This window comes from Bacillus sp. AM 13(2015), from assembly GCF_001518755.1.
Taxonomy (GTDB): Bacteria; Bacillota; Bacilli; order Bacillales; family Bacillaceae; genus Bacillus; species Bacillus safensis.
The window spans coordinates 23,707-45,432 of record NZ_LKCP01000061.1; the positions used below are offsets into that span (position 1 = coordinate 23,707).

The 21,726-nt window shown below is 44.4% G+C and carries 19 protein-coding genes, 4 tRNA genes and 3 rRNA genes; 20 read left to right on the plus strand and 6 right to left on the minus strand.

Annotated features, from left to right (window positions below; translation table 11 throughout):
- Window positions 1-7: 7 nt before the first annotated feature.
- Window positions 8-1,060 (plus strand): LLM class flavin-dependent oxidoreductase, encoded by a 1,053-nt coding sequence (locus AOQ70_RS10225; RefSeq protein WP_059376111.1) that lies wholly within the window; start codon window positions 8-10, stop codon window positions 1,058-1,060.
- A 350-nt stretch (window positions 1,061-1,410) separates the two neighbouring features.
- A complete protein-coding gene (locus AOQ70_RS10230; protein ID WP_059376112.1) occupies window positions 1,411-1,704 on the plus strand; it encodes a hypothetical protein in 294 nt (97 codons plus the stop codon).
- A gap of 33 nt (window positions 1,705-1,737) precedes the next feature.
- Here AOQ70_RS10230 and AOQ70_RS10235 read toward each other — a convergent pair whose 3' ends face one another.
- Window positions 1,738-2,301, minus strand: coding sequence for a helix-turn-helix domain-containing protein (locus AOQ70_RS10235; protein WP_059376113.1), 564 nt, complete (start codon window positions 2,299-2,301; stop codon window positions 1,738-1,740).
- 119 nt (window positions 2,302-2,420) lie between these two features.
- Between AOQ70_RS10235 and AOQ70_RS10240 the strand changes: the two genes are divergently transcribed.
- A complete protein-coding gene (locus AOQ70_RS10240) occupies window positions 2,421-3,008 on the plus strand; it encodes a LysE family transporter (protein ID WP_058837416.1) in 588 nt (195 codons plus the stop codon).
- 4 nt (window positions 3,009-3,012) lie between these two features.
- Here the strand turns inward: AOQ70_RS10240 and AOQ70_RS10245 are convergent, their stop codons facing one another.
- A complete protein-coding gene (locus AOQ70_RS10245) occupies window positions 3,013-3,564 on the minus strand; it encodes a GNAT family N-acetyltransferase (protein ID WP_059376115.1) in 552 nt (183 codons plus the stop codon).
- A gap of 124 nt (window positions 3,565-3,688) precedes the next feature.
- On the opposite strand from AOQ70_RS10245, the gene AOQ70_RS10250 reads away from it, so the two are divergent.
- Both AOQ70_RS10250 and AOQ70_RS10255 read left to right on the plus strand, forming a co-directional pair.
- Window positions 3,689-3,874 (plus strand): CsbD family protein, encoded by a 186-nt coding sequence (locus AOQ70_RS10250; protein ID WP_034665964.1) that lies wholly within the window; start codon window positions 3,689-3,691, stop codon window positions 3,872-3,874.
- A 148-nt stretch (window positions 3,875-4,022) separates the two neighbouring features.
- Window positions 4,023-4,685 carry an O-methyltransferase gene (locus tag AOQ70_RS10255; RefSeq protein ID WP_059376117.1) on the plus strand — a complete coding sequence of 221 codons (663 nt, stop codon included), beginning with the start codon at window positions 4,023-4,025 and terminating at the stop codon, window positions 4,683-4,685.
- Between the two features lie 48 nt (window positions 4,686-4,733).
- On the opposite strand, the gene AOQ70_RS10260 is transcribed toward AOQ70_RS10255, so the two are convergent.
- Window positions 4,734-5,060, minus strand: a complete 327-nt coding sequence (locus AOQ70_RS10260) for an AzlD domain-containing protein (protein ID WP_039176830.1) — start codon at window positions 5,058-5,060, stop codon at window positions 4,734-4,736.
- Window positions 5,057-5,782, minus strand: a complete 726-nt coding sequence (locus AOQ70_RS10265; RefSeq protein ID WP_058837422.1) for an AzlC family ABC transporter permease — start codon at window positions 5,780-5,782, stop codon at window positions 5,057-5,059. The genes AOQ70_RS10260 and AOQ70_RS10265 overlap by 4 nt, the downstream gene beginning before the upstream one ends.
- Window positions 5,783-6,081: 299 nt before the next feature.
- Here AOQ70_RS10265 and AOQ70_RS10270 point away from each other — a divergent pair, with 299 nt between their 5' ends.
- A complete protein-coding gene (locus tag AOQ70_RS10270; RefSeq protein WP_059376120.1) occupies window positions 6,082-6,957 on the plus strand; it encodes a DMT family transporter in 876 nt (291 codons plus the stop codon).
- A gap of 78 nt (window positions 6,958-7,035) precedes the next feature.
- A complete protein-coding gene (locus tag AOQ70_RS10275) occupies window positions 7,036-8,055 on the plus strand; it encodes a S66 family peptidase (protein ID WP_059376122.1) in 1,020 nt (339 codons plus the stop codon).
- A 35-nt stretch (window positions 8,056-8,090) separates the two neighbouring features.
- Here the strand turns inward: AOQ70_RS10275 and gltP are convergent, their stop codons facing one another.
- A complete protein-coding gene (gltP, locus tag AOQ70_RS10280) occupies window positions 8,091-9,341 on the minus strand; it encodes a glutamate-aspartate/proton symporter GltP (RefSeq protein ID WP_039182997.1) in 1,251 nt (416 codons plus the stop codon).
- Window positions 9,342-9,711: 370 nt separating this feature from the next.
- On the opposite strand from gltP, the gene AOQ70_RS10285 reads away from it, so the two are divergent.
- The 12 genes from AOQ70_RS10285 (at window position 9,712) to tsaD (ending at window position 18,903) form a co-directional block, all read left to right on the plus strand.
- Window positions 9,712-9,788, plus strand: a tRNA-Arg gene (locus AOQ70_RS10285).
- An 11-nt stretch (window positions 9,789-9,799) separates the two neighbouring features.
- A tRNA-Gly gene (locus AOQ70_RS10290) sits at window positions 9,800-9,873 on the plus strand.
- Between the two features lie 132 nt (window positions 9,874-10,005).
- Window positions 10,006-11,553: ribosomal RNA gene (locus tag AOQ70_RS10295) — 16S ribosomal RNA — on the plus strand.
- A 181-nt stretch (window positions 11,554-11,734) separates the two neighbouring features.
- Window positions 11,735-14,664: ribosomal RNA gene (locus AOQ70_RS10300) — 23S ribosomal RNA — on the plus strand.
- Between the two features lie 61 nt (window positions 14,665-14,725).
- Window positions 14,726-14,841 (plus strand): 5S ribosomal RNA (gene rrf / locus AOQ70_RS10305).
- Together the 16S, 23S and 5S rRNA genes with 4 tRNA genes alongside form the textbook arrangement of a ribosomal RNA operon.
- A gap of 18 nt (window positions 14,842-14,859) precedes the next feature.
- Window positions 14,860-14,936, plus strand: a tRNA-Met gene (locus AOQ70_RS10310).
- Window positions 14,937-14,940: 4 nt separating this feature from the next.
- A tRNA-Asp gene (locus AOQ70_RS10315) sits at window positions 14,941-15,017 on the plus strand.
- A 273-nt stretch (window positions 15,018-15,290) separates the two neighbouring features.
- Window positions 15,291-16,268, plus strand: coding sequence for a thiamine-phosphate kinase (gene thiL, locus AOQ70_RS10320; protein WP_059376125.1), 978 nt, complete (start codon window positions 15,291-15,293; stop codon window positions 16,266-16,268).
- Window positions 16,269-16,281: 13 nt separating this feature from the next.
- Complete coding sequence (gene tsaE / locus AOQ70_RS10325) at window positions 16,282-16,758, plus strand: tRNA (adenosine(37)-N6)-threonylcarbamoyltransferase complex ATPase subunit type 1 TsaE (protein ID WP_059376127.1); 477 nt, start codon at window positions 16,282-16,284, stop codon at window positions 16,756-16,758.
- The gene (gene tsaB, locus AOQ70_RS10330; protein ID WP_059376130.1) at window positions 16,739-17,428 is read left to right on the plus strand and encodes a tRNA (adenosine(37)-N6)-threonylcarbamoyltransferase complex dimerization subunit type 1 TsaB; all 690 of its coding nucleotides are present in this window, start codon (window positions 16,739-16,741) and stop codon (window positions 17,426-17,428) included. Before tsaE ends, tsaB begins: the two co-directional genes overlap by 20 nt.
- 25 nt (window positions 17,429-17,453) lie before the next feature.
- The gene (rimI, locus tag AOQ70_RS10335) at window positions 17,454-17,882 is read left to right on the plus strand and encodes a ribosomal protein S18-alanine N-acetyltransferase (protein WP_047202836.1); all 429 of its coding nucleotides are present in this window, start codon (window positions 17,454-17,456) and stop codon (window positions 17,880-17,882) included.
- On the plus strand, window positions 17,875-18,903 hold the full coding sequence (gene tsaD / locus AOQ70_RS10340; protein WP_059376131.1) for a tRNA (adenosine(37)-N6)-threonylcarbamoyltransferase complex transferase subunit TsaD: 1,029 nt from the start codon (window positions 17,875-17,877) through the stop codon (window positions 18,901-18,903). The genes rimI and tsaD overlap by 8 nt, the downstream gene beginning before the upstream one ends.
- Before the next feature lie 270 nt (window positions 18,904-19,173).
- On the opposite strand, the gene AOQ70_RS10345 is transcribed toward tsaD, so the two are convergent.
- Window positions 19,174-21,096 (minus strand): ABC-F family ATP-binding cassette domain-containing protein, encoded by a 1,923-nt coding sequence (locus AOQ70_RS10345; protein ID WP_041086992.1) that lies wholly within the window; start codon window positions 21,094-21,096, stop codon window positions 19,174-19,176.
- Between the two features lie 138 nt (window positions 21,097-21,234).
- Here AOQ70_RS10345 and moaC point away from each other — a divergent pair, with 138 nt between their 5' ends.
- Entirely contained in the window at window positions 21,235-21,726 is a 492-nt protein-coding gene (gene moaC, locus AOQ70_RS10350) for a cyclic pyranopterin monophosphate synthase MoaC (protein WP_039176857.1), read from the plus strand.

Sequence of the window (21,726 nt, forward strand, 5' to 3'; positions counted from 1 at the left end):
TCCAATCATGGAACTAGGAATTAGTACATTTGTCGAAACAACACCTGATTTTCAAACAGGAAAAACAGTCAGTCATGCACAGCGTATTCGAGAAGTAGTAGAAGAAATTATTTTAGCAGATCAAGTCGGTCTCGATGTATTTGGCGTAGGTGAGCATCACCGTGAGGATTTCGCCGCATCGAATCCAGCTGTCGTCTTAGCGGCTGCAGCAACACAAACGAAAAATATTCGTCTGACAAGTGCAGTGACAGTCCTTTCATCAGCAGATCCTGTACGTGTATTTCAGGATTTTGCAACGCTAGATGGACTATCAAACGGACGTGCAGAAATTATGGCAGGCCGTGGTTCATTTATTGAATCATTCCCGCTCTTTGGCTATAACCTTGATGACTATGAAGAATTATTTGAAGAAAAGCTTGATTTGCTGTTGAAGTTGCAGCAGTCAGAGCGTGTTACATGGAGCGGCAAGCACCGCCCAGCCATTCAGGATGTTGGGGTATACCCAAGACCTGTTCAAGATCCGCTTCCGATCTGGATCGGCAGTGGAGGAAACCGTGAATCCGTCGTACGTGCTGGATTATTAGGATTACCGCTTGTACTTGCCATCATTGGCGGAAGTCCAAGACAGTTCGCACCGCTCGTTCAGCTGTACAAGCAAGCGGCAGTGCACGCTGGGCATGACCCTGAAAAATTAACTGTAGCATCACATTCTCATGGATTTGTTGCGGCAGAAACAGAGCTGGCAGCAGATCAATTTTTCCCATCCACACAGCATGTGATGAACACATTAGCGAGAGAGCGAGGCTGGGGACCTTATACTCGTTCTACGTTTGACGCAGCGAGAACTTTAGAAGGTGCGCTATATGTAGGAGATGCAGATACGGTGGCAGAGAAAGTCATTCATCTTAGAAAAAATGTAGGCATCACACGTTTTATGCTTCATGTACCGGTTGGTTCAATGCCGCATGATCAAGTGCTAAAAGCCATTGAGCTATTTGGAAAAGAAGTGGCTCCTAAAGTAAGAGAAGAGGTTGCCCGCTGGGAAGCAGAGCAAAAATAAATAAAAAGGCCGATCAAGAGAATAGGCTTGATCGGCCTTTTCTTATGCTTAAGGATCAGTGATACATGGTTTTACTGTAGGACATTTAGCAGCAGAAGCAATTGGTGTGATCGCCAAGGTGAAGAGGAAAACAATTTGAAAACAGATGAGCCATTTTTTCATGAAATCACCTCCGTTCACAATTGTTTCACTAGATTGAGATGAGGACAAAAGCATAGAAGTATGTAACACACTCTATCCAGCATAAGACAATGATATCATAATTTTCAAAAAAATGAAAAAATAAACTTACAAAAGTTCTAAATTATGGTATAGTTTATACGTTCAACAAAAAAAGGAGGGATTTTTTTATGAAAAAGGTCATATCTTCTGTTTTGGTTGGAGCAATTGTCTTAACGGGTGCTGGGGTCACAACTGCTCCAGTGGAAGCAAAGGAGCAAACAAACAGTGAAGTAACGGCTCAGGCCAGTCGAACTGTTTCAGTAACAAGAACATATACGACATCAAACATCCCAGACAGTATTGTATATGCACAGGATGGCTGGGTCGGTATTTTAAAACGAACATCTATTGAAGAGTTAGGATTAGGAAAATATAGAGTCACATTTACTGGCACAGTGGTACGCGATCCGGGATTTAATTAAATAAAACAAAAAGCTGACAGATGGACAAGCCTGTCAGCTTTTTTCATGAGGATAATAAAGAATCATTTGCATCCGGACCATTTGTTCTCCAGTTTGTTTATACGTGTGCGTCCGGTCCGCTTTAAAACGAATGGAGTCTCCGGCTTTTAAGGTGTATTGTTCATCGCCAATGGATAAATCAAGGACTCCCTCAAAAACAGTGATCAATTCCTCTGTTCCTCCAATGTGTTCAGTCGCACGCAGCGACCCGCCACGATCAATTTCTACTCGGTACATTTCAAATTTCCCCCGGTCATCGAAAGGAAAAGTCGTGTATACGCGATAACGGCCGTCGTCCTCAGTTAAAACCTGCGCATCCTCCTTGCGTACCACCTTGATTTCAGGCTGTGGTGCGTAAATGAGCTCACTAAAAGATACTTTTAATCCGTTGGCGATTTTCCACAAAGTCGTGATGGTAGGGGTTGATTCTCCTCTTTCAATTTGTCCAATCATCGTCTTGCTGACACCAGTTAATTCTGCCATCTTTTCGAGGCTTAATTTTTTTTGATCTCTAAGAAGCCTCACGTTTTTAGAAATAATCGATTGTACGTCTTCCATGAAAAAAGCTCCTTTCTCTATTTACTTTATAAAGACCGAACGTTACAATAAAACGCAATATACGCAATATACGCAATAAAGTAATTAAAGTCTAAATAACGTATAAGGGAGGCGGCATCTTGATTGTATCTATGTTGATCTATGCTTTTGTTAGCAGCTTTACCCCAGGGCCAAACAACATCATGGCCATGGTCTTTACGAATAAATATGGGGTCAAGCAAACATTTCGATTTTGTTTAGGTGTGGGTATCGGATTTCTCGTTATTTTGTGTTTGAGCTGCTTCTTTAATATCATTCTTTATCAAGTGATGCCGAAAATAGGCTGGGTCATGGCGTTCATCGGAGCCGCATACATGATTTATTTAGCGGTCAAAATCATGAAAAGTAAAGGCGGTGATGACGAAACACTTGATCGCTACAATCATTTTATCCCTGGTATGATGCTGCAATTTATCAACCCAAAAGCGATCTTGTATGGATTGACTGTGATTTCAACATTTGTTTTGCCATATGGACAATCTAATATGCAGTATGTCATATGGACGCTGATTCTCGCACTTATTGGCTTTCTCGGTACATTCAGCTGGAGCTTATTTGGCTCTTTGTATAAGCGCTTTTTGACTGCTTATGAAAGACCGTTCCAGTATGTGATGGGGATGCTTCTGATATACAGTGCGATTTCGATGATATGGGGCTATGTGATGTAAGCGGTCAGGAACTTGGCCGCTGCCTGCCCATCACAACAGTATCATAATATAATCCGTCACTCAGCCGTTTATCGTTTTTTAATACACCTTCAATCAAAAAGCCATGGTTCTCATATAACCGGATGGCTTTTTTGTTCGTTTCAAGCACATGAAGAGACATCTTCTGAATGTCCTGCTGATCTGCCCAGTCAATTGAAGCGGCTAAAAGCTCTTTCCCAATGTAATAGCCCCAAGCATCTTTCTGGATGGCGACGCCAAATGCCACTTTGTGAGCAGAGCGCTTGAGTGAATGGCCCTCGCATCTTGAAAAACCGACAATCTTTCCTTCAATAGCAGCGACCAAAAATAAATGCCGGCTTTGCTTGGTATCCTCTTGAATCAAAGTCTCAAATGCTTTTTCATCAAGAAAGGCTTCGCCTGGTTCACGGTCTAAATATTCTGTTTCACCATCGATTTTCAGTCTGAGAGCTGATAACTGTTTGGCATCGGCCATTGAAGCGGACCGAATATGATAGGTCAGCCCACGAACTGTGAATATCTTTTCAGAGATGATCATTGATGAATACCCACCCTTCTTTCCAGTATGTCTATCATACCTGAAACGTGTACATCGCACACTCAGATGTTTTGTATCTGTCAAAAAGGCTAAATGAATAGTATCAAACGTGGAGGTGGAACAAATGAGTGAAGAAAAAGGACATATGGATAAAGCGAAAGGAAAAACAAATCAAGTCAAAGGGCAAGTCAAAGAAAAGCTTGGGGAAGCAACGGATCATCAAAACCTGAAAGCAGAAGGGAAAAAGGATCAAGCAAAAGGAAAACTTCAAGATAAAAAAGGCGATGTCAAAAATAAGCTGAACGAGTAGATCCGAAACCAGTGCGTTGCTTCATGTATTCATCATCACATGTCTTTCATCAAAAAAATGAATAGATGTGTGAAAAGAATTGATTATACGCTCTCACGATCATCATGTAGACTTGAGATAGAAGACATGATCAAGGGAGATGGATGAAATGGAGCACGTGTGGGAGAAAGTTGACGAGTATATTAAAGACAAGTTGATTCCTAAAGATGACGTATTGGAGCAAGCTCTTACTAATAATAAGCAAGCAGGTCTGCCAGCAATTGATGTGTCACCAGCTCAAGGGAAAATGCTTTATTTATTAGCAAAAACGAAGAATGCAAAGCGCATTTTAGAAATCGGGACACTTGGTGGATACAGTACTATTTGGCTTGCGCGTGCTCTTGAAGAGGATGGAGAACTCATCACATTAGAGGCTGACAGCCATCATGTACAAATCGCACAGCAAAACATCAGCAGAGCGGGCTTATGGGAACAAGTGAGCATTTTGCAAGGAAAGGCATTAGATACGTTATCTCAGTTAAAAGAAAGGGCTGAGCTTCCATTCGATTTGATTTTCATTGACGCAGATAAACCAAACAATCCGAAATATCTAAAGTGGGCGTTAGATTTCTCAAAAAAGGGAACAGTCATTATTGCGGACAATGTCGTCAGAAATGGAGCAGTCATTCATGACTCTAGTGGGGATGAGCGAGTGCAAGGAACTCGTGAATTTTTTGATCTACTCAAACAAGAACCGAGAATAGAGGCAACAGCGATTCAAACTGTTGGTGAAAAAGGTTATGATGGATTTGTATACGGAATCGTCAAATGAAACAAAGCTTAACCACATGTGGTTAAGCTTTTTCTTTTAGAAAAACCATTAAAAAAACCATCTAGCAGTGCCCATCAGCATGACGCCGACAAGAACAGTAAGTGACAAGCTTTTTGTCCAAACAGCGATGAGTACAGTGGGAGTCAAGACAGCAAGATACATCCAATGGATAGTGACGCCTGTGCCTGTTGTTGTATGGATGAAGAGATGCTCTGCAATCAAAGCTGTAAAGATACAAATAGGAATAAACGATAACCATTTCAGCACCACTTCAGGCAGCTGAATACTTCGTACAAATATAAAGGGTACCACTCTTGGAATGATGGTGACGATCATACAACCAACAATGAGCCATAACATAAAGCTGCTAATCATTTATCTGTCACCACCCCAATGGTTGCGACAATCATGGTGGCTAACAGAACAGCCACGTGTGAAGGAACGAAATGAAGCAGAACAAACATGGCAATGACCATATACAAAACAAGTGACAGGCGATGAGTTAACTTATTTTTGGGAACTGTCTGTAACGAAAGGACTAGCAGTGCAGCAAACATCGCTGATAAAGCAAAATCAAGACCAAGCGCTTCAGGATTTGAAATCCAGTGTCCAAAAATGCCGCCAAGTATGCAGGCCGCAATCCAGCATAAATAAGCCGTTATGTTCAGTCCGTGCATCCACCGGTTATTCAGCTTTCCATGCTGAGCTAATTTATTCATGGCTACGCCAAAGGATTCATCAGTCAGCAAGAGACCGAATCCGATATTTTGTTTTAAAGAGTAGCGTGTAAAATGAGGAGCCAGCGTCAGGCTGAGTAATAAATGACGCAGATTCACAATAAATGTAGTGAGAATAATAGCGGAAAGGGGACTTCCCGTGACAAGCAGTGCACAGATAATGAACTGTGAAGCACCTGCATAAATAAAGATTGCTAGAAGTGCAATGTCCCATAAGCTCAACTGTGCACTAATTCCAACAATTCCAAAGGCAAACCCGATACTCATATAACCAAGCAGGGTTGGCACACAATCTTTTATTCCCTCGAGAAATGGTTCATGTTCCGTGCGGGGAATATGTTTCCTTGCTTCAATATCCAACGACCTCTACTCCTTCTCTGCATGACGATCTATAGTTTTAATTACTATATGAAAACGAATTCATCATGTCAAGACCCGTTTATCTTCTATTATTATATGAAGAAAAATGGTGAAAAAAAGGATTGAAGTCAACCAGAATTTGTTATAAAGTAGTCTGAAAATAAAAACAAATGAGGTGACGACAATGCAATGGAAGCCTTTATTTGAACATGATGTACCAAACACCCTCCGTCCATAACGGAGAGTGATCTCCGTTTGTGGATATGGCGATCAATATATCCAGTAACGGAGGGGAAAAGATGAATGAAAAATATATAGGCGCCCTTTACCTAGCAATCGCTGCAAGTATTTGGGGCGGCATGTACGTTGTTGTCAAAGTAACAGTAGCGGTGGTTCCGCCGCTTGAGCTCGTATGGATGAGATATGCTGTAGCAGGAATTGTGCTTGTGTGCACCATATGGCGCTTGGGCTATTCCTTTCGATTAGATAAAAAAGATATCCCGCTTGTTGTAATGATCGGATTGATCGGAAATTTCCTATCAATTGTGACCCAAGAAATCGGCACCATGTATACATCTGCACAAATGGGGGCTGTGATTACATCTGCGACCCCTGCTTTTATGGTGCTGTTTGCGTTCTTTCTATTAAAAGAAGCCATGACTGTTAGAAAATGCGCATCCATCCTGCTTGCTACAGCAGGTGTATGGCTCATGATTGGACCAGTCGCAGTGCAAACAGATGAATTTATTGGCGGTCTCTCACTCGTCATCGCTGCTTTTACATGGGCACTCATGTCTGTTTTGCTTAAACGGGTTCCAGGAAAGTACCCTCAAGTGGTGACGACCACATATGCGATCATGATTGCATTCATTGTCTTAACACCACCTGCTTTATTTCGTTTACCTCACCTAGATGTGGAGCAGATGGCAAGACCGGAGATTTGGGGCGGTATTCTCTATCTAGGCATCATCTCAACAGCTCTTGCATTCTTTTTGTGGAATAGAGGGCTTCAATTGATGGATGCCTCGAGCGGCGGTTTGTTCTTCTTCTTTCAACCGATTGTAGGGGCAGCTCTTGGCTGGCTGCTTTTAGGTGAAGAGATGGGGATACGCTCATTCATTGGGATTCTATGTATCTTTGCAGGAGTCTATACTGTACTGCGCCAAAAAGAATAAAAAGAGATGTCCCTTATAAAAGGGGCATTTTCTTTAAAATGGATAGGGTAAGAGAGATAGAGATGGGAGGGAAGCAGAGTGATACAATTTCCGCATTTGCAAAAAGGACAAACAATTGGTGTCACTGCACCTTCCTCAGGTGTACAGCCAACTTTACATGATATGTTTAAGCTTTCATGTGAACGAATGAAAAATAGAGGCTATGATGTCATATGTGGAGAGACGGTCTGGCAGCAGGAAAAGGCAAAATCTGCTCCTGCGATAGAACGAGCAAACGAACTTCAGTACATGATGACATGTGATGAGATTGATCACATCATCCCGCCATGGGGAGGACAGTTGCTTATGGAAGTGTTAGAGCACCTCGATTTCTCATCGATGCAGAAAAAGTGGATTCTTGGTTACTCAGATACGAGTGCACTCCTGCTCGCGTTGACATTAAAAACAGGCATTGCCACTGCACATGGACCGAACTTAGTAGATCTTCAGGGAGAAGAACTTGATCAAACGACTGTCATGTGGGAAGAAGTGCTTTCAACAAAGGGAGAAATGGACATCAGTCAGTTTTCTTCATCTATGTATCAAAAGGAATGGAAGCGTGACGATCCGATTAAACATGTTTTTCATTTAACAGAATCGACCGCATGGCATACGGTTGATCAACAAGAAAAAATAGTAAAGGGAAGACTGCTGGGTGGCTGCATTGATGTCATACGTCATTTAGCAGGGACACCTTATGGGGACGTCAAAGCTTTTCAGAAAACATTTATAAAAGGCGAACCGATTCTCTGGTATTTCGAAAACTGCGAATTAAATGCTGCAAGTGTGAAGAGATCGCTTGTTCAATTAAAACTCGCAGGGTGGTTTGATCACTGTTCAGGTATGTTGTTTGGGCGAAGTGCAGTAGATGTGCCTGTTGAAGGGTATCAGTATCAGGATGTATATGAAGAATTACAAAAGGAACTACAAATCCCCATTATTTACGATATAGATTGTGGGCATGTCCCGCCGCAAATGACGCTGATTAATGGGGCATATGCAGAAGTGCAGCTGCATCCTCAAGGAAAAGCCGTACTAAAACAAACGTTTTTAGCATAAAAAAGGAAAGGGCGAACCCTTTCCTTCATATAACATTACATCCCTTTTGTTTCTTTACCTGCTTTTGGAACTTCCCAAGCTGACTCACGGAATACTTTTTCCCATTTAGATACGACAATACAAGCAACGGCATGCCCTGGAACATTCACGCCTGTTCGTGCCATATCCATAATTCGGTCAACACCGGCTATAATGGCAACGCCTTCTGCTGGAAGACCGACTGCATGAGCGGTTGCCAAAAGAACAACGAGTGAACCGGATGGCACAGCTGCAATCCCTTTACTCGTTAACACAAGAACAAGCATCATCAAAAGCTGCTGTGACAGACTCATGTCGACACCAAACGCTTGTGCAAGGAATACGCAGGCAACTGATAAATATAAACTCGATCCATCACAATTGAGAGAAAGGCCAGATGGAATCACGAAGGAAACGATTCTTTTTGGACACCCGTATTTCTCCATTCGTTCCATCAATTGAGGAAGGACAGTTTCAGTACTCGTAGTAGAGAAGGCAACAAGGAACAAATCCCAAATCATTTTTAATACTTCGAAGTAGTTAAAACGGAAGATCAGTGCGACCAGAGGGAATAAAGCAAAGAGAATAATGAATAATCCTAAAAAAACAGTCCCGACAAGCTTCATCATTGGGATTAATAAAACAATGCCATATTGGCCGACAGAAGCAGCCATTAATGCAAGAACCCCAATAGGTGCTGTTACCATCACCATCTGTGTGAGCTTAAACATGATTTGTGCCACTGATTCAAAGAAGGTGAGAACAGGAGCAGATGCTTTACCGATGCCGCTTGCCGCTACACCAAATAATATGGCGAAGAAAATAACAGCAAGTAAATCATTCTGAGCCATAACATCGACGATATTGGTTGGAATGATATCTAATACCATTTGTTTAAAGTCAACGACCTTCTCAGTATAACCATCTAATTCCCCAATATCTTTCTTAGCTAATTTAGAGAAATCGAGACCAACGCCAGGCTTTAGACCATTTGCCAATAATAGACCGATCCCAAGAACGATGGTTGTGATGACCTCAAACCAAATGATCGTCTTTAATCCAAGGCTGCCCATTTTCTTCATGCCGCCGCTGCCGGCTGCACCAATAACAATGGTAGAGAAAACGATTGGAACAACGATCATTTTAATCAGCCTGATGAATCCATCTCCAATTGGCCGCAGAGCCATTCCGAAGTCAGGGAAGAAATGGCCGATAAGAGCTCCTATCACCAAAGCGATCATGATCTGAAAAGCGATAAACTTTTTCATCATCTCCTACCTCCTTTAAATGCTTGGAAAAATATTAAGAATTTTCCAATAAATAAAAATTCTATGTGGCCATGTTTTGTCCTCCTTTGTATTTAGAAAGATTTTATTTAAGAATCATTGGAATTATGAAGAAAGAGAAGAAAATAGGGCTATTACATGTCTATTGATCTAAGAAAAAATCAATTTTAAAAAAACATGAAACTTTTTTAGAAAAATGTATTGACCCTTTTATGTGATCCATGGTATATTTTTATTCGTCGCTGATGACGTATTTGAAACACAGATGTTCACACGGATGCGGCAAACAAATTTTAAAAAGATGTTGACTTAATAAAAACGATATGTTAAGATAATTAAGTCGCCTGATTAAGCGCCCGTAGCTCAATTGGATAGAGCGTTTGACTACGGATCAAAAGGTTAGGGGTTCGACTCCTCTCGGGCGCGCCAATACAAACCACGCGGGTGTAGTTTAGTGGTAAAACCTCAGCCTTCCAAGCTGATGTCGTGAGTTCGATTCTCATCACCCGCTCCATTTTGAACATGATCTTTGAAAACTAAACAAGACAAAACGTACCTGTTAATTCGAGTTTTATAAAAAAATCCTATGATACTTCATAGGTAGTCAGTCAAACGCTGACGAAAAACAAAACTTCGGTTTTGTACTTTTTCGGAGAGTTTGATCCTGGCTCAGGACGAACGCTGGCGGCGTGCCTAATACATGCAAGTCGAGCGGACAGAAGGGAGCTTGCTCCTGGATGTTAGCGGCGGACGGGTGAGTAACACGTGGGTAACCTGCCTGTAAGACTGGGATAACTCCGGGAAACCGGAGCTAATACCGGATAGTTCCTTGAACCGCATGGTTCAAGGATGAAAGACGGTTTCGGCTGTCACTTACAGATGGACCCGCGGCGCATTAGCTAGTTGGTGGGGTAATGGCTCACCAAGGCGACGATGCGTAGCCGACCTGAGAGGGTGATCGGCCACACTGGGACTGAGACACGGCCCAGACTCCTACGGGAGGCAGCAGTAGGGAATCTTCCGCAATGGACGAAAGTCTGACGGAGCAACGCCGCGTGAGTGATGAAGGTTTTCGGATCGTAAAGCTCTGTTGTTAGGGAAGAACAAGTGCGAGAGTAACTGCTCGCACCTTGACGGTACCTAACCAGAAAGCCACGGCTAACTACGTGCCAGCAGCCGCGGTAATACGTAGGTGGCAAGCGTTGTCCGGAATTATTGGGCGTAAAGGGCTCGCAGGCGGTTTCTTAAGTCTGATGTGAAAGCCCCCGGCTCAACCGGGGAGGGTCATTGGAAACTGGGAAACTTGAGTGCAGAAGAGGAGAGTGGAATTCCACGTGTAGCGGTGAAATGCGTAGAGATGTGGAGGAACACCAGTGGCGAGGCGACTCTCTGGTCTGTAACTGACGCTGAGGAGCGAAAGCGTGGGGAGCGAACAGGATTAGATACCCTGGTAGTCCACGCCGTAAACGATGAGTGCTAAGTGTTAGGGGGTTTCCGCCCCTTAGTGCTGCAGCTAACGCATTAAGCACTCCGCCTGGGGAGTACGGTCGCAAGACTGAAACTCAAAGGAATTGACGGGGGCCCGCACAAGCGGTGGAGCATGTGGTTTAATTCGAAGCAACGCGAAGAACCTTACCAGGTCTTGACATCCTCTGACAACCCTAGAGATAGGGCTTTCCCTTCGGGGACAGAGTGACAGGTGGTGCATGGTTGTCGTCAGCTCGTGTCGTGAGATGTTGGGTTAAGTCCCGCAACGAGCGCAACCCTTGATCTTAGTTGCCAGCATTCAGTTGGGCACTCTAAGGTGACTGCCGGTGACAAACCGGAGGAAGGTGGGGATGACGTCAAATCATCATGCCCCTTATGACCTGGGCTACACACGTGCTACAATGGACAGAACAAAGGGCTGCAAGACCGCAAGGTTTAGCCAATCCCATAAATCTGTTCTCAGTTCGGATCGCAGTCTGCAACTCGACTGCGTGAAGCTGGAATCGCTAGTAATCGCGGATCAGCATGCCGCGGTGAATACGTTCCCGGGCCTTGTACACACCGCCCGTCACACCACGAGAGTTTGCAACACCCGAAGTCGGTGAGGTAACCTTTATGGAGCCAGCCGCCGAAGGTGGGGCAGATGATTGGGGTGAAGTCGTAACAAGGTAGCCGTATCGGAAGGTGCGGCTGGATCACCTCCTTTCTAAGGATATATGGAGCAGCATACGTTTTCGTCTTGTTTAGTTTTGAAGGATCATCCTTCAAAACATGTCTCTAGCGAGACAGGATTGTTCTTTGAAAACTAGATAACAATAAGTAATACATTCACATTGAATGCAATGCAAAGTTCATCACACATAGTGATTCTTTCTAAAGTAAGAAATGGTTAAGTTAGAAAGGGCGCACGGTGGATGCCTTGGCACTAGGAGCCGATGAAGGACGGGACGAACACCGATATGCTTCGGGGAGCTGTAAGCAAGCTTTGATCCGGAGATTTCCGAATGGGGAAACCCACTACTCGTAATGGAGTAGTATCCATACTTGAATACATAGAGTATGAGAAGGCATACCCGGGGAACTGAAACATCTAAGTACCCGGAGGAAGAGAAAGCAAATGCGATTCCCTGAGTAGCGGCGAGCGAAACGGGAACAGCCCAAACCAAGAGGCTTGCCTCTTGGGGTTGTAGGACACTCTATACGGAGTTACAAAGGAACGATATAAGCGAAGAGGTCTGGAAAGGCCCGCCAAAGAAGGTAACAGCCCTGTAACTGAAATGTTGTTCTCTCCAGAGTGGATCCTGAGTACGGCGGAACACGTGAAATTCCGTCGGAATCCGGGAGGACCATCTCCCAAGGCTAAATACTCCCTAGTGACCGATAGTGAACCAGTACCGTGAGGGAAAGGTGAAAAGCACCCCGGAAGGGGAGTGAAATAGATCCTGAAACCGTGTGCCTACAAGTAGTCAGAGCCCGTTAACGGGTGATGGCGTGCCTTTTGTAGAATGAACCGGCGAGTTACGATCCCGTGCAAGGTTAAGCAGAAGATGCGGAGCCGCAGCGAAAGCGAGTCTGAATAGGGCGCATGAGTACGTGGTCGTAGACCCGAAACCAGGTGATCTACCCATGTCCAGGGTGAAGTTCAGGTAACACTGAATGGAGGCCCGAACCCACGCACGTTGAAAAGTGCGGGGATGAGGTGTGGGTAGGGGTGAAATGCCAATCGAACCTGGAGATAGCTGGTTCTCTCCGAAATAGCTTTAGGGCTAGCCTCAAGGTAAGAGTCTCGGAGGTAGAGCACTGATTGGACTAGGGGCCCCTACCGGGTTACCGAATTCAGTCAAACTCCGAATGCCGATGACTTATCCTTGGGAGTCAGACTGCGAGTGATAAGATCCGTAGTCGAAAGGGAAACAGCCCAGACCGCCAGCTAAGGTCCCAAAGTATACGTTAAGTGGAAAAGGATGTGGAGTTGCTTAGACAACCAGGATGTTGGCTTAGAAGCAGCCACCATTTAAAGAGTGCGTAATAGCTCACTGGTCGAGTGACTCTGCGCCGAAAATGTACCGGGGCTAAACGTATCACCGAAGCTGCGGACTGTTCTTACGAACAGTGGTAGGAGAGCGTTCTAAGGGCTGTGAAGCCAGACCGGAAGGACTGGTGGAGCGCTTAGAAGTGAGAATGCCGGTATGAGTAGCGAAAGACGGGTGAGAATCCCGTCCACCGAATGCCTAAGGTTTCCTGAGGAAGGCTCGTCCGCTCAGGGTTAGTCGGGACCTAAGCCGAGGCCGAAAGGCGTAGGCGATGGACAACAGGTTGATATTCCTGTACCACCTCCTCACCATTTGAGCAATGGGGGGACGCAGGAGGATAGGGTAAGCGCGGTATTGGATATCCGCGTCCAAGCAGTTAGGCTGGGAAATAGGCAAATCCGTTTCCCGTAAAGGCTGAGCTGTGATGGCGAGCGAAATTTAGTAGCGAAGTTCCTGATTCCACACTGCCAAGAAAAGCCTCTAGCGAGGTGAGAGGTGCCCGTACCGCAAACCGACACAGGTAGGCGAGGAGAGAATCCTAAGGTGATCGAGAGAACTCTCGTTAAGGAACTCGGCAAAATGACCCCGTAACTTCGGGAGAAGGGGTGCTTCTTAGGGTGTTAAAGCCCCGAGAAGCCGCAGTGAATAGGCCCAGGCGACTGTTTAGCAAAAACACAGGTCTCTGCGAAGCCGTAAGGCGAAGTATAGGGGCTGACGCCTGCCCGGTGCTGGAAGGTTAAGAGGAGCGCTTAGCGTAAGCGAAGGTGCGAATTGAAGCCCCAGTAAACGGCGGCCGTAACTATAACGGTCCTAAGGTAGCGAAATTCCTTGTCGGGTAAGTTCCGACCCGCACGAAAGGCGCAACGATCTGGGCACTGTCTCAACGAGAGACTCGGTGAAATTATAGTACCTGTGAAGATGCAGGTTACCCGCGACAGGACGGAAAGACCCCGTGGAGCTTTACTGCAGCCTGATATTGAATGTTGGTACAGCTTGTACAGGATAGGTAGGAGCCTTGGAAACCGGAGCGCTAGCTCGGTGGAGGCATCGGTGGGATACTACCCTGGCTGTATTGACCTTCTAACCCGCTGCCCTTATCGGGCAGGGAGACAGTGTCAGGTGGGCAGTTTGACTGGGGCGGTCGCCTCCTAAAATGTAACGGAGGCGCCCAAAGGTTCCCTCAGAATGGTTGGAAATCATTCGCAGAGTGTAAAGGCACAAGGGAGCTTGACTGCGAGACCTACAAGTCGAGCAGGGACGAAAGTCGGGCTTAGTGATCCGGTGGTTCCGCATGGAAGGGCCATCGCTCAACGGATAAAAGCTACCCCGGGGATAACAGGCTTATCTCCCCCAAGAGTCCACATCGACGGGGAGGTTTGGCACCTCGATGTCGGCTCATCGCATCCTGGGGCTGTAGTCGGTCCCAAGGGTTGGGCTGTTCGCCCATTAAAGCGGTACGCGAGCTGGGTTCAGAACGTCGTGAGACAGTTCGGTCCCTATCCGTCGCGGGCGCAGGAAATTTGAGAGGAGCTGTCCTTAGTACGAGAGGACCGGGATGGACGCACCGCTGGTGTACCAGTTGTTCTGCCAAGGGCATCGCTGGGTAGCTATGTGCGGACGGGATAAGTGCTGAAAGCATCTAAGCATGAAGCCCCCCTCAAGATGAGATTTCCCATTCCGCAAGGAAGTAAGATCCCTGAAAGATGATCAGGTTGATAGGTCTGAGGTGGAAGCGTGGTGACACGTGGAGCTGACAGATACTAATAGATCGAGGACTTAACCTATATTCATTTGTGAAGCATGAACATTGTTATCTAGTTTTGAGAGAACATTCTCTCCATCAGGTTTGGTGGCGATAGCGAAGAGGTCACACCCGTTCCCATACCGAACACGGAAGTTAAGCTCTTCAGCGCCGATGGTAGTTGGGGGTTTCCCCCTGTGAGAGTAGGACGCCGCCAAGCTTGTAATATTTATATCATCGCGGGGTGGAGCAGTTCGGTAGCTCGTCGGGCTCATAACCCGAAGGTCGCAGGTTCAAATCCTGCCCCCGCAACCAAAATGGTCCGGTAGTTCAGTTGGTTAGAATGCCTGCCTGTCACGCAGGAGGTCGCGGGTTCGAGTCCCGTCCGGACCGCCATTTTTATAACTTGTAAACGAAAACGTATAGTTGCGTTTTTTTTTATGTCTTTTTCTTTCTATAAGTACCAACGATGCAATGAAATGATTTGTGTTTGGCTACACTATATGAAAGAATAGATAGATTACTTCAACCCAGCCTGGTTTTTACACACCAGGCTTTCTTTATACCATTTTTAGTTGGAACTGAGACTTATATTCGCTACACTAATACTAACTGTGTTTGACATCATGTCTACTTAACCAATTGATTGCAAGAAGGGGCTGTCTTTTTATGGATGAATTTGATCTTATTCGCCGAATCACACCAAAAGATACATATCAGCGCTCTTTGATCATGGGCATCGGTGATGATGCAAGTGTTTATCAACCTCATTCACATTGTGAAGAGGTCGTTTGTGTTGATACAATGGTGGAACATGTTCATTTTCGTTTTGACTTTTCCACACCTTTTGAAGTTGGCTTTAAGGCACTGGCAGTCAATGTCAGTGATATCGCTGCAATGGGAGGCACCCCAAAGTATTATCTTGTTTCAATTGCAATCCCGCCTCATGGTGATGAAACAATCGTCACGGCTCTTTATGAGGGAATGAAAGCGTTGGCTGACACCTATCGTATGGATTTGATTGGTGGAGATACAGTAGCCACCCGCAGTGACTTTGTCATTACCGTGACGGTCATTGGTGAGGTGTCAAAGGGAACGGCTTGTTATCGTCACAGTGCTCAAACTGGAGACGTCGTCTTTGTCACAGGTGAACTCGGTTCGTCGGCTGCTGGGTTATCAATCTTAATGAACGAAGTAGCCCCTTCTAAGGCGGTCGATGCTGATTTCTTTCTTAAGCGTCATAAAATGCCTCAGCCTCATATTGCTGCTGGTCACATTTGTTCAAGTTTCCCGCGGGTCACCTTGAATGATGTGAGTGATGGATTAGCGAGTGAGTTGAATGAGATAGCCGAAGCGAGCGGTGTGAGGATCGAGATAGAAGCTGATAAGCTTCCAATTCATCCAGATTTACAGGTGCTGCGCAAAGACTGGCATGAATGGGTGTTATTTGGGGGAGAAGACTTTGTTTTAACTGGTACGATACCAGAATCTGATTGGGAAAGCTTTGAATCTCAATGTCAAAAAGAAGGCATTCAGATCACACGTATTGGACAAGTCAAGGATGATCAAGCAGCTAGTGTTATGTTAAAAGACAATGATCAACAAACAATGTTAATGAAAAAAGGATATAATCATTTTAAGAAATGAGGTGACATCAACCGTGAAATTAACATGGACAACAAAAGGTGCGGATGAGACGAAACGAATTGCCGCTGCTTTGGCCAAACTTGTGATGCCAGGCGATGTATTGACATTAGAAGGAGATTTAGGCGCAGGCAAAACCACTTTTTCAAAAGGTTTTGCGGAAGGCTTAGGAATTACCCGTATCGTCAACAGCCCCACCTTTACAATTATTAAAGAATATACTGATGGCAGACTGCCACTTTACCATATGGACGTGTACCGCATGGAAGATGCGGAAGAAGACATCGGACTAGAAGAATATTTTGAGGGTGAAGGTGTATGCTTGGTTGAATGGGCACATCTGATTGAACCTCAATTGCCTTCTTCCTATTTAAAAATTGAAATGCTGAGAACAGAACGTGAAGAAGAACGGCATCTCACGTTTGATGCAAAAGGGGAGCGTTATGAGTCCCTTTGTAAGGAGATGAAAGAATTTGACCATACTGGCCATTGATACATCAAACCATACACTAGGAATTGCTCTTGTAAGAGACCTCACTGTGATTGGCGAGAGCATTACGTATTTAAAAAAGAACCATTCCGTCCGAGCGATGCCCACTGTTGAAGCATTGATGAAAGAATGTGGTGTAGCACCAAGCGAACTAAGTAAAATCGTTGTGGCAAAAGGACCTGGTTCTTACACTGGCGTCAGAATAGGTGTTACTATAGCAAAAACACTTGCGTGGACGCTGTCTATCCCGATATCGGCTGTTTCGAGTTTAGAAGCGCTTGCGGCAAATGGCCAATATTTTGATGGGTATATCTCACCTCTATTTGATGCGAGAAGAGGACAAGTTTATACTGGGCTATATACGTTTGAAAAAGGTAAGATCAAAGAGGTCGAACCAGATCAAAATATCCTGCTCACGGATTGGCTTCAAGAGCTGAAGAAGACAGGAAAGCCTGTTCTATTTCTTGGACAAGATGTGCACCTTCATGAAGAGAGCATTCGCTCCATTTTAGGAGAAACGGCTGTACTGGCAGAGGGGACATTTCATAACCCAAGACCTTCAGTGCTTGCATTTTTAGGCGCAGATCGTCCTGCTGAAGATGTTCATCAGCTTGTTCCTAACTATATTCGTTTGGCAGAAGCGGAAGTGAAATGGCTTGAAGGACAAAAATAACCTTAACATAGCAGAAATACGACAAATGACAGTAGCGGACATTCCAGAGGTGTATACGATTGAAGTGCATTCGTTTACAGCGCCTTGGAAAAAGGAATCGTTTGTCTATGAGATTCTTCATAACCAATACAGCCATTATTTCCTCATCGAAGAAGATCAGCAGCCTGTTGGATATTGCGGGGTCTGGATTGTCATGGACGATGCACAAATTACGAACATTGCGATTCTCCCTGAGCATAGAGGAAAAGGCTACGGGGAAGCATTGCTTCGATATGTCATGGAATTTTGCAAAGAAAAAAAGACAGATCATCTTTCTTTAGAGGTGCGGGTTTCAAATACACCAGCACAATCCCTCTATGAAAAGCTCGGTTTCAGACCAGCTTCTATTCGAAAGAATTATTATACGGATAATGGAGAAGATGCATTAGTCATGTGGGTGAATATAAATGAGTGAACAAACAGATCGATTCATATTAGGAATAGAAACAAGCTGTGATGAAACAGCTGCATCCATTGTGAAAAATGGAAAGGAAATCGTGGCAAATGTGGTCGCCTCTCAAATAGACAGTCATAAACGATTTGGCGGTGTTGTACCTGAAATTGCTTCGAGGCATCACGTGGAGCAAGTCACCATCGTATTAGAAGAAGTGATGACACAGGCGGGTATGAGCTTTAAGGATTTGGATGCGATTGCTGTTACGGAAGGACCCGGTCTCGTCGGTGCCCTGCTGATTGGCGTCAATGCTGCAAAGGCACTGAGCTTTGCCCATCAAATTCCTCTTGTTGGTGTTCATCATATTGCAGGGCATATTTATGCCAACCAGCTTGTTGATGAATTGGAGTTTCCATGTTTAGCTCTTGTTGTCTCTGGCGGACATACTGAGCTTGTTTTAATGAAGGAGCACGGATCTTTTGAGGTCATCGGAGAAACATTAGATGATGCAGCTGGAGAAGCCTACGATAAAGTGGCCCGGACGATGGGTCTCCCGTACCCAGGCGGACCTCATATTGATCGGTTAGCACATGAAGGAGAGCCGACAATTAAGCTTCCTCGTGCATGGCTTGAAGAAGGGTCTTATCACTTTAGCTTCAGTGGTTTAAAATCAGCTGTGATCAACACGTTACACAATGCGTCACAAAAGGGAGAAACGATTGCCCCAGAGAATTTAGCCGCAAGTTTTCAAGCAAGTGTCATTGAGGTGCTTGTTGGGAAAACATTGAAAGCAGCAGAAGCCTATGGTGTGAAGCAGGTTGTTCTAGCTGGAGGAGTCGCTGCCAATAAAGGACTAAGAGAAGCTTTAACATCAGCATTCACGAAACTGCCAGACGTGAAGGTTATTATTCCGCCATTATCACTTTGTACAGACAATGCAGCCATGATCGCTGCCGCTGGAACCATTGCGTTTGAAAAAGGAATCAGAGGCGATATGGCGATGAATGGCCAGCCAGGATTGCCGCTAGCCTCATATAAATAAAACTCCTGTGGATTACAGGGGTTTTTATTTTTCTATGAAAGCGATTTATTCACATGTAAACGCTAAATATCCACAATTGTTAGAAAATTTTGTTTTAAAGCCAAGAGGATGTGTATAAATACGACCTTTTTTGTGGATATGTGATTAAAACTCTGTGGATAATGTGGGTAAGTCCCAAGTGATTAAGAATAATCAAGAAGTTATTGTGGGTATCATTGTGGATAATAAATTTTCATTGAAAGGAAAAAAGAGTACCCTTTAGGGCACTCTTTAAGAATCTGACAGCTCTTCCCACTCCGCAAAAAGTGATTCTAACTCTTGATTGAGCGTATCATTTTCTGTTTGAATGGCTTGAACCTTCTCGTGATCTTGGAAAATATCAGGATCACATAACAGCTCTTCATTTTCACCGAGCTTGTCTTCAATGACAGCAATCCGTTTTTCAATTTCTTCAATCCTGCGCTGCTTTTGTCTTTCTTTCTTTTTCAGTTCTTTTTCTTCCGCATAAGAAAGTTTTGTTGTTTCTGCTGGCTGGGCAGCTTGTTTTTTAACCGGTTCATTTTCTTGAAGTGCCTTCAGCTCTAGTTGTTCATTTTTCTTTTCGAGGTAGTAGTCATAATCACCGAGATATTCTTTAGTTTCTGTAGGCGACAGCTCAAATACTTTCGTTGCCAGACGATTGATGAAATAACGATCATGCGAAACAAATAAGATGGTTCCTGGATAATCGATCAGTGCATTCTCTAAAATTTCCTTACTATCTAAGTCCAGATGGTTTGTCGGTTCATCGAGAATAAGGAAATTGGCTTTTTGAAGCATCAGCTTTGCCAGCGCAAGGCGTGCTTTTTCCCCACCGCTTAATGCATGGACAGGCTTTAAAACGTCATCCCCTGAAAAGAGGAAGTTTCCTAAACATGTCCGAATTTCTTTTTCATTCATATGAGGATAATCATCCCAAAGCTCATTTAGCACTTTTTTCGAGGATGTCAGTTTGGCTTGCTCTTGGTCATAGTAGCCGATCGTGACATGAGATCCAAAAGTGATGTCGCCTTTTACTGGTGTTAATGTGTTCGTTAACGTTTTTAAAAGAGTTGATTTCCCGATCCCGTTAGGACCAATGAGTGCCACACTATCCTCGCGTTTAATCTGAAAAGAAAGAGAGGATAGGAGCGGTGTTTTTTCATCATAACTAATATCGAGATCATGTACCTTCAGTACATCATTGCCGCTTTGTCTCGTAATATCAAAATGAAAGTTTGCAGATTTTTCATCTCCTAAAGGCTTATCTAAACGATCCATCCGTTCGAGCTGTTTGCGTCTGCTTTGAGCGCGCTTTGTGGTGGAGGCTCTTGCCAGGTTGCGGTCCACGAAATCCTGGAGCTTTGAGATCTCTTCTTGCTGCTTTTCGTATAGTTTCATATCCCGCTCGAGCTGCTCTGCTTTCAGATCCAGATACTTACTATAGTTCCCTGCAAACTTTTTCATCGAAGTTCTTGAGACTTCATAGACGTGGTTTACGACTTTGTCTAAGAAATAGCGGTCATGGGACACGATGAGAATGGCACCTGTATAATTTTGCAAATACTGCTCAAGCCATGATAAGGTATCAATATCTAAATGGTTGGTCGGCTCATCCAGAATTAAGAGTTCTGGTTTCATTAACAAGAGCTTTCCAAGTGCTAAACGGGTTTTCTGGCCGCCGCTTAAAGATTGGACGGTTGTCTCATCTTCAAAATGACTAAAGCCGAGTCCATGAAGAATGGAGCGGACATCTGCTTCATATTGATAGCCGCCTTGATCTTTAAATTCCTGCTGAAGCCTGTCATAGGTTTTCATCAGGGCTTCCAGCTCAGAACCTGTGGAAGAAGCCATTTTCTCCTCAATGGTTCTCATCTCTTGTTCCATCTCTTTTAAATGATCAAAAACCGATAATAATTCGTCTTTTAGCGTACGTGTAGACGTCACATCGGTATGCTGTGCTAAATAGCCGATCGATAGGTCTTTTGGTTTGATGATCTCACCTTGCTCGTAAGACATTTGACCGGCAATGATTTTCAAAAGCGTGGATTTGCCTGCGCCGTTACGACCTACAATGGCAATTCGATCCCTTGCTTTGACTTCCAATTTTATATTCGTTAAAACGGTATCAGCGCCAAACGATTTGGACAGCTGATTCACTTGTAGAATCATCATGTAACTTCACCTCTGCTATAATATGTTAAGTGTAGCTTATCAGCAGTAAACCGGCAAATGTTACATACAATCGCCATATTCAAATGAAAGACAGATAGGAAAAAATAGTGTATCATTTGAGTGAGGGAGCGTTGAAAGATGAGTCAATTTAGCCACTTTAACGAACAGGGAAGAGCAAAGATGGTCGACATTAGTGACAAATCGTCTACAGTGAGAACCGCCGTTGCTGTTTCAAGTGTTCGTATGATAAAAGAAGTGTTTCATAAAATACAACAGCATGAAATTGGAAAAGGGGATGTGCTGTCTGTTGCACAGGTTGCTGGCATCATGGCAGCAAAGCAAACATCTACCATCATTCCAATGTGTCATCCGCTTGCACTAAAAGGCGTGGATATCTCCTTTAATTGGGAGGAAGACGGAAATGCGCACATCCTGAACATACAAGTACAGGTGAAAACAAAAGGAAGTACGGGTGTGGAGATGGAAGCGCTCACTTCTGCTTCAGTATGTGCACTGACCGTTTACGATATGTGCAAAGCGATTGATAAAGGCATGATCATCGGTCCAACCTATCTAATTGAAAAGACAGGCGGGAAAAACGGTGATTTTCACAGAGCATCTGATATTTAA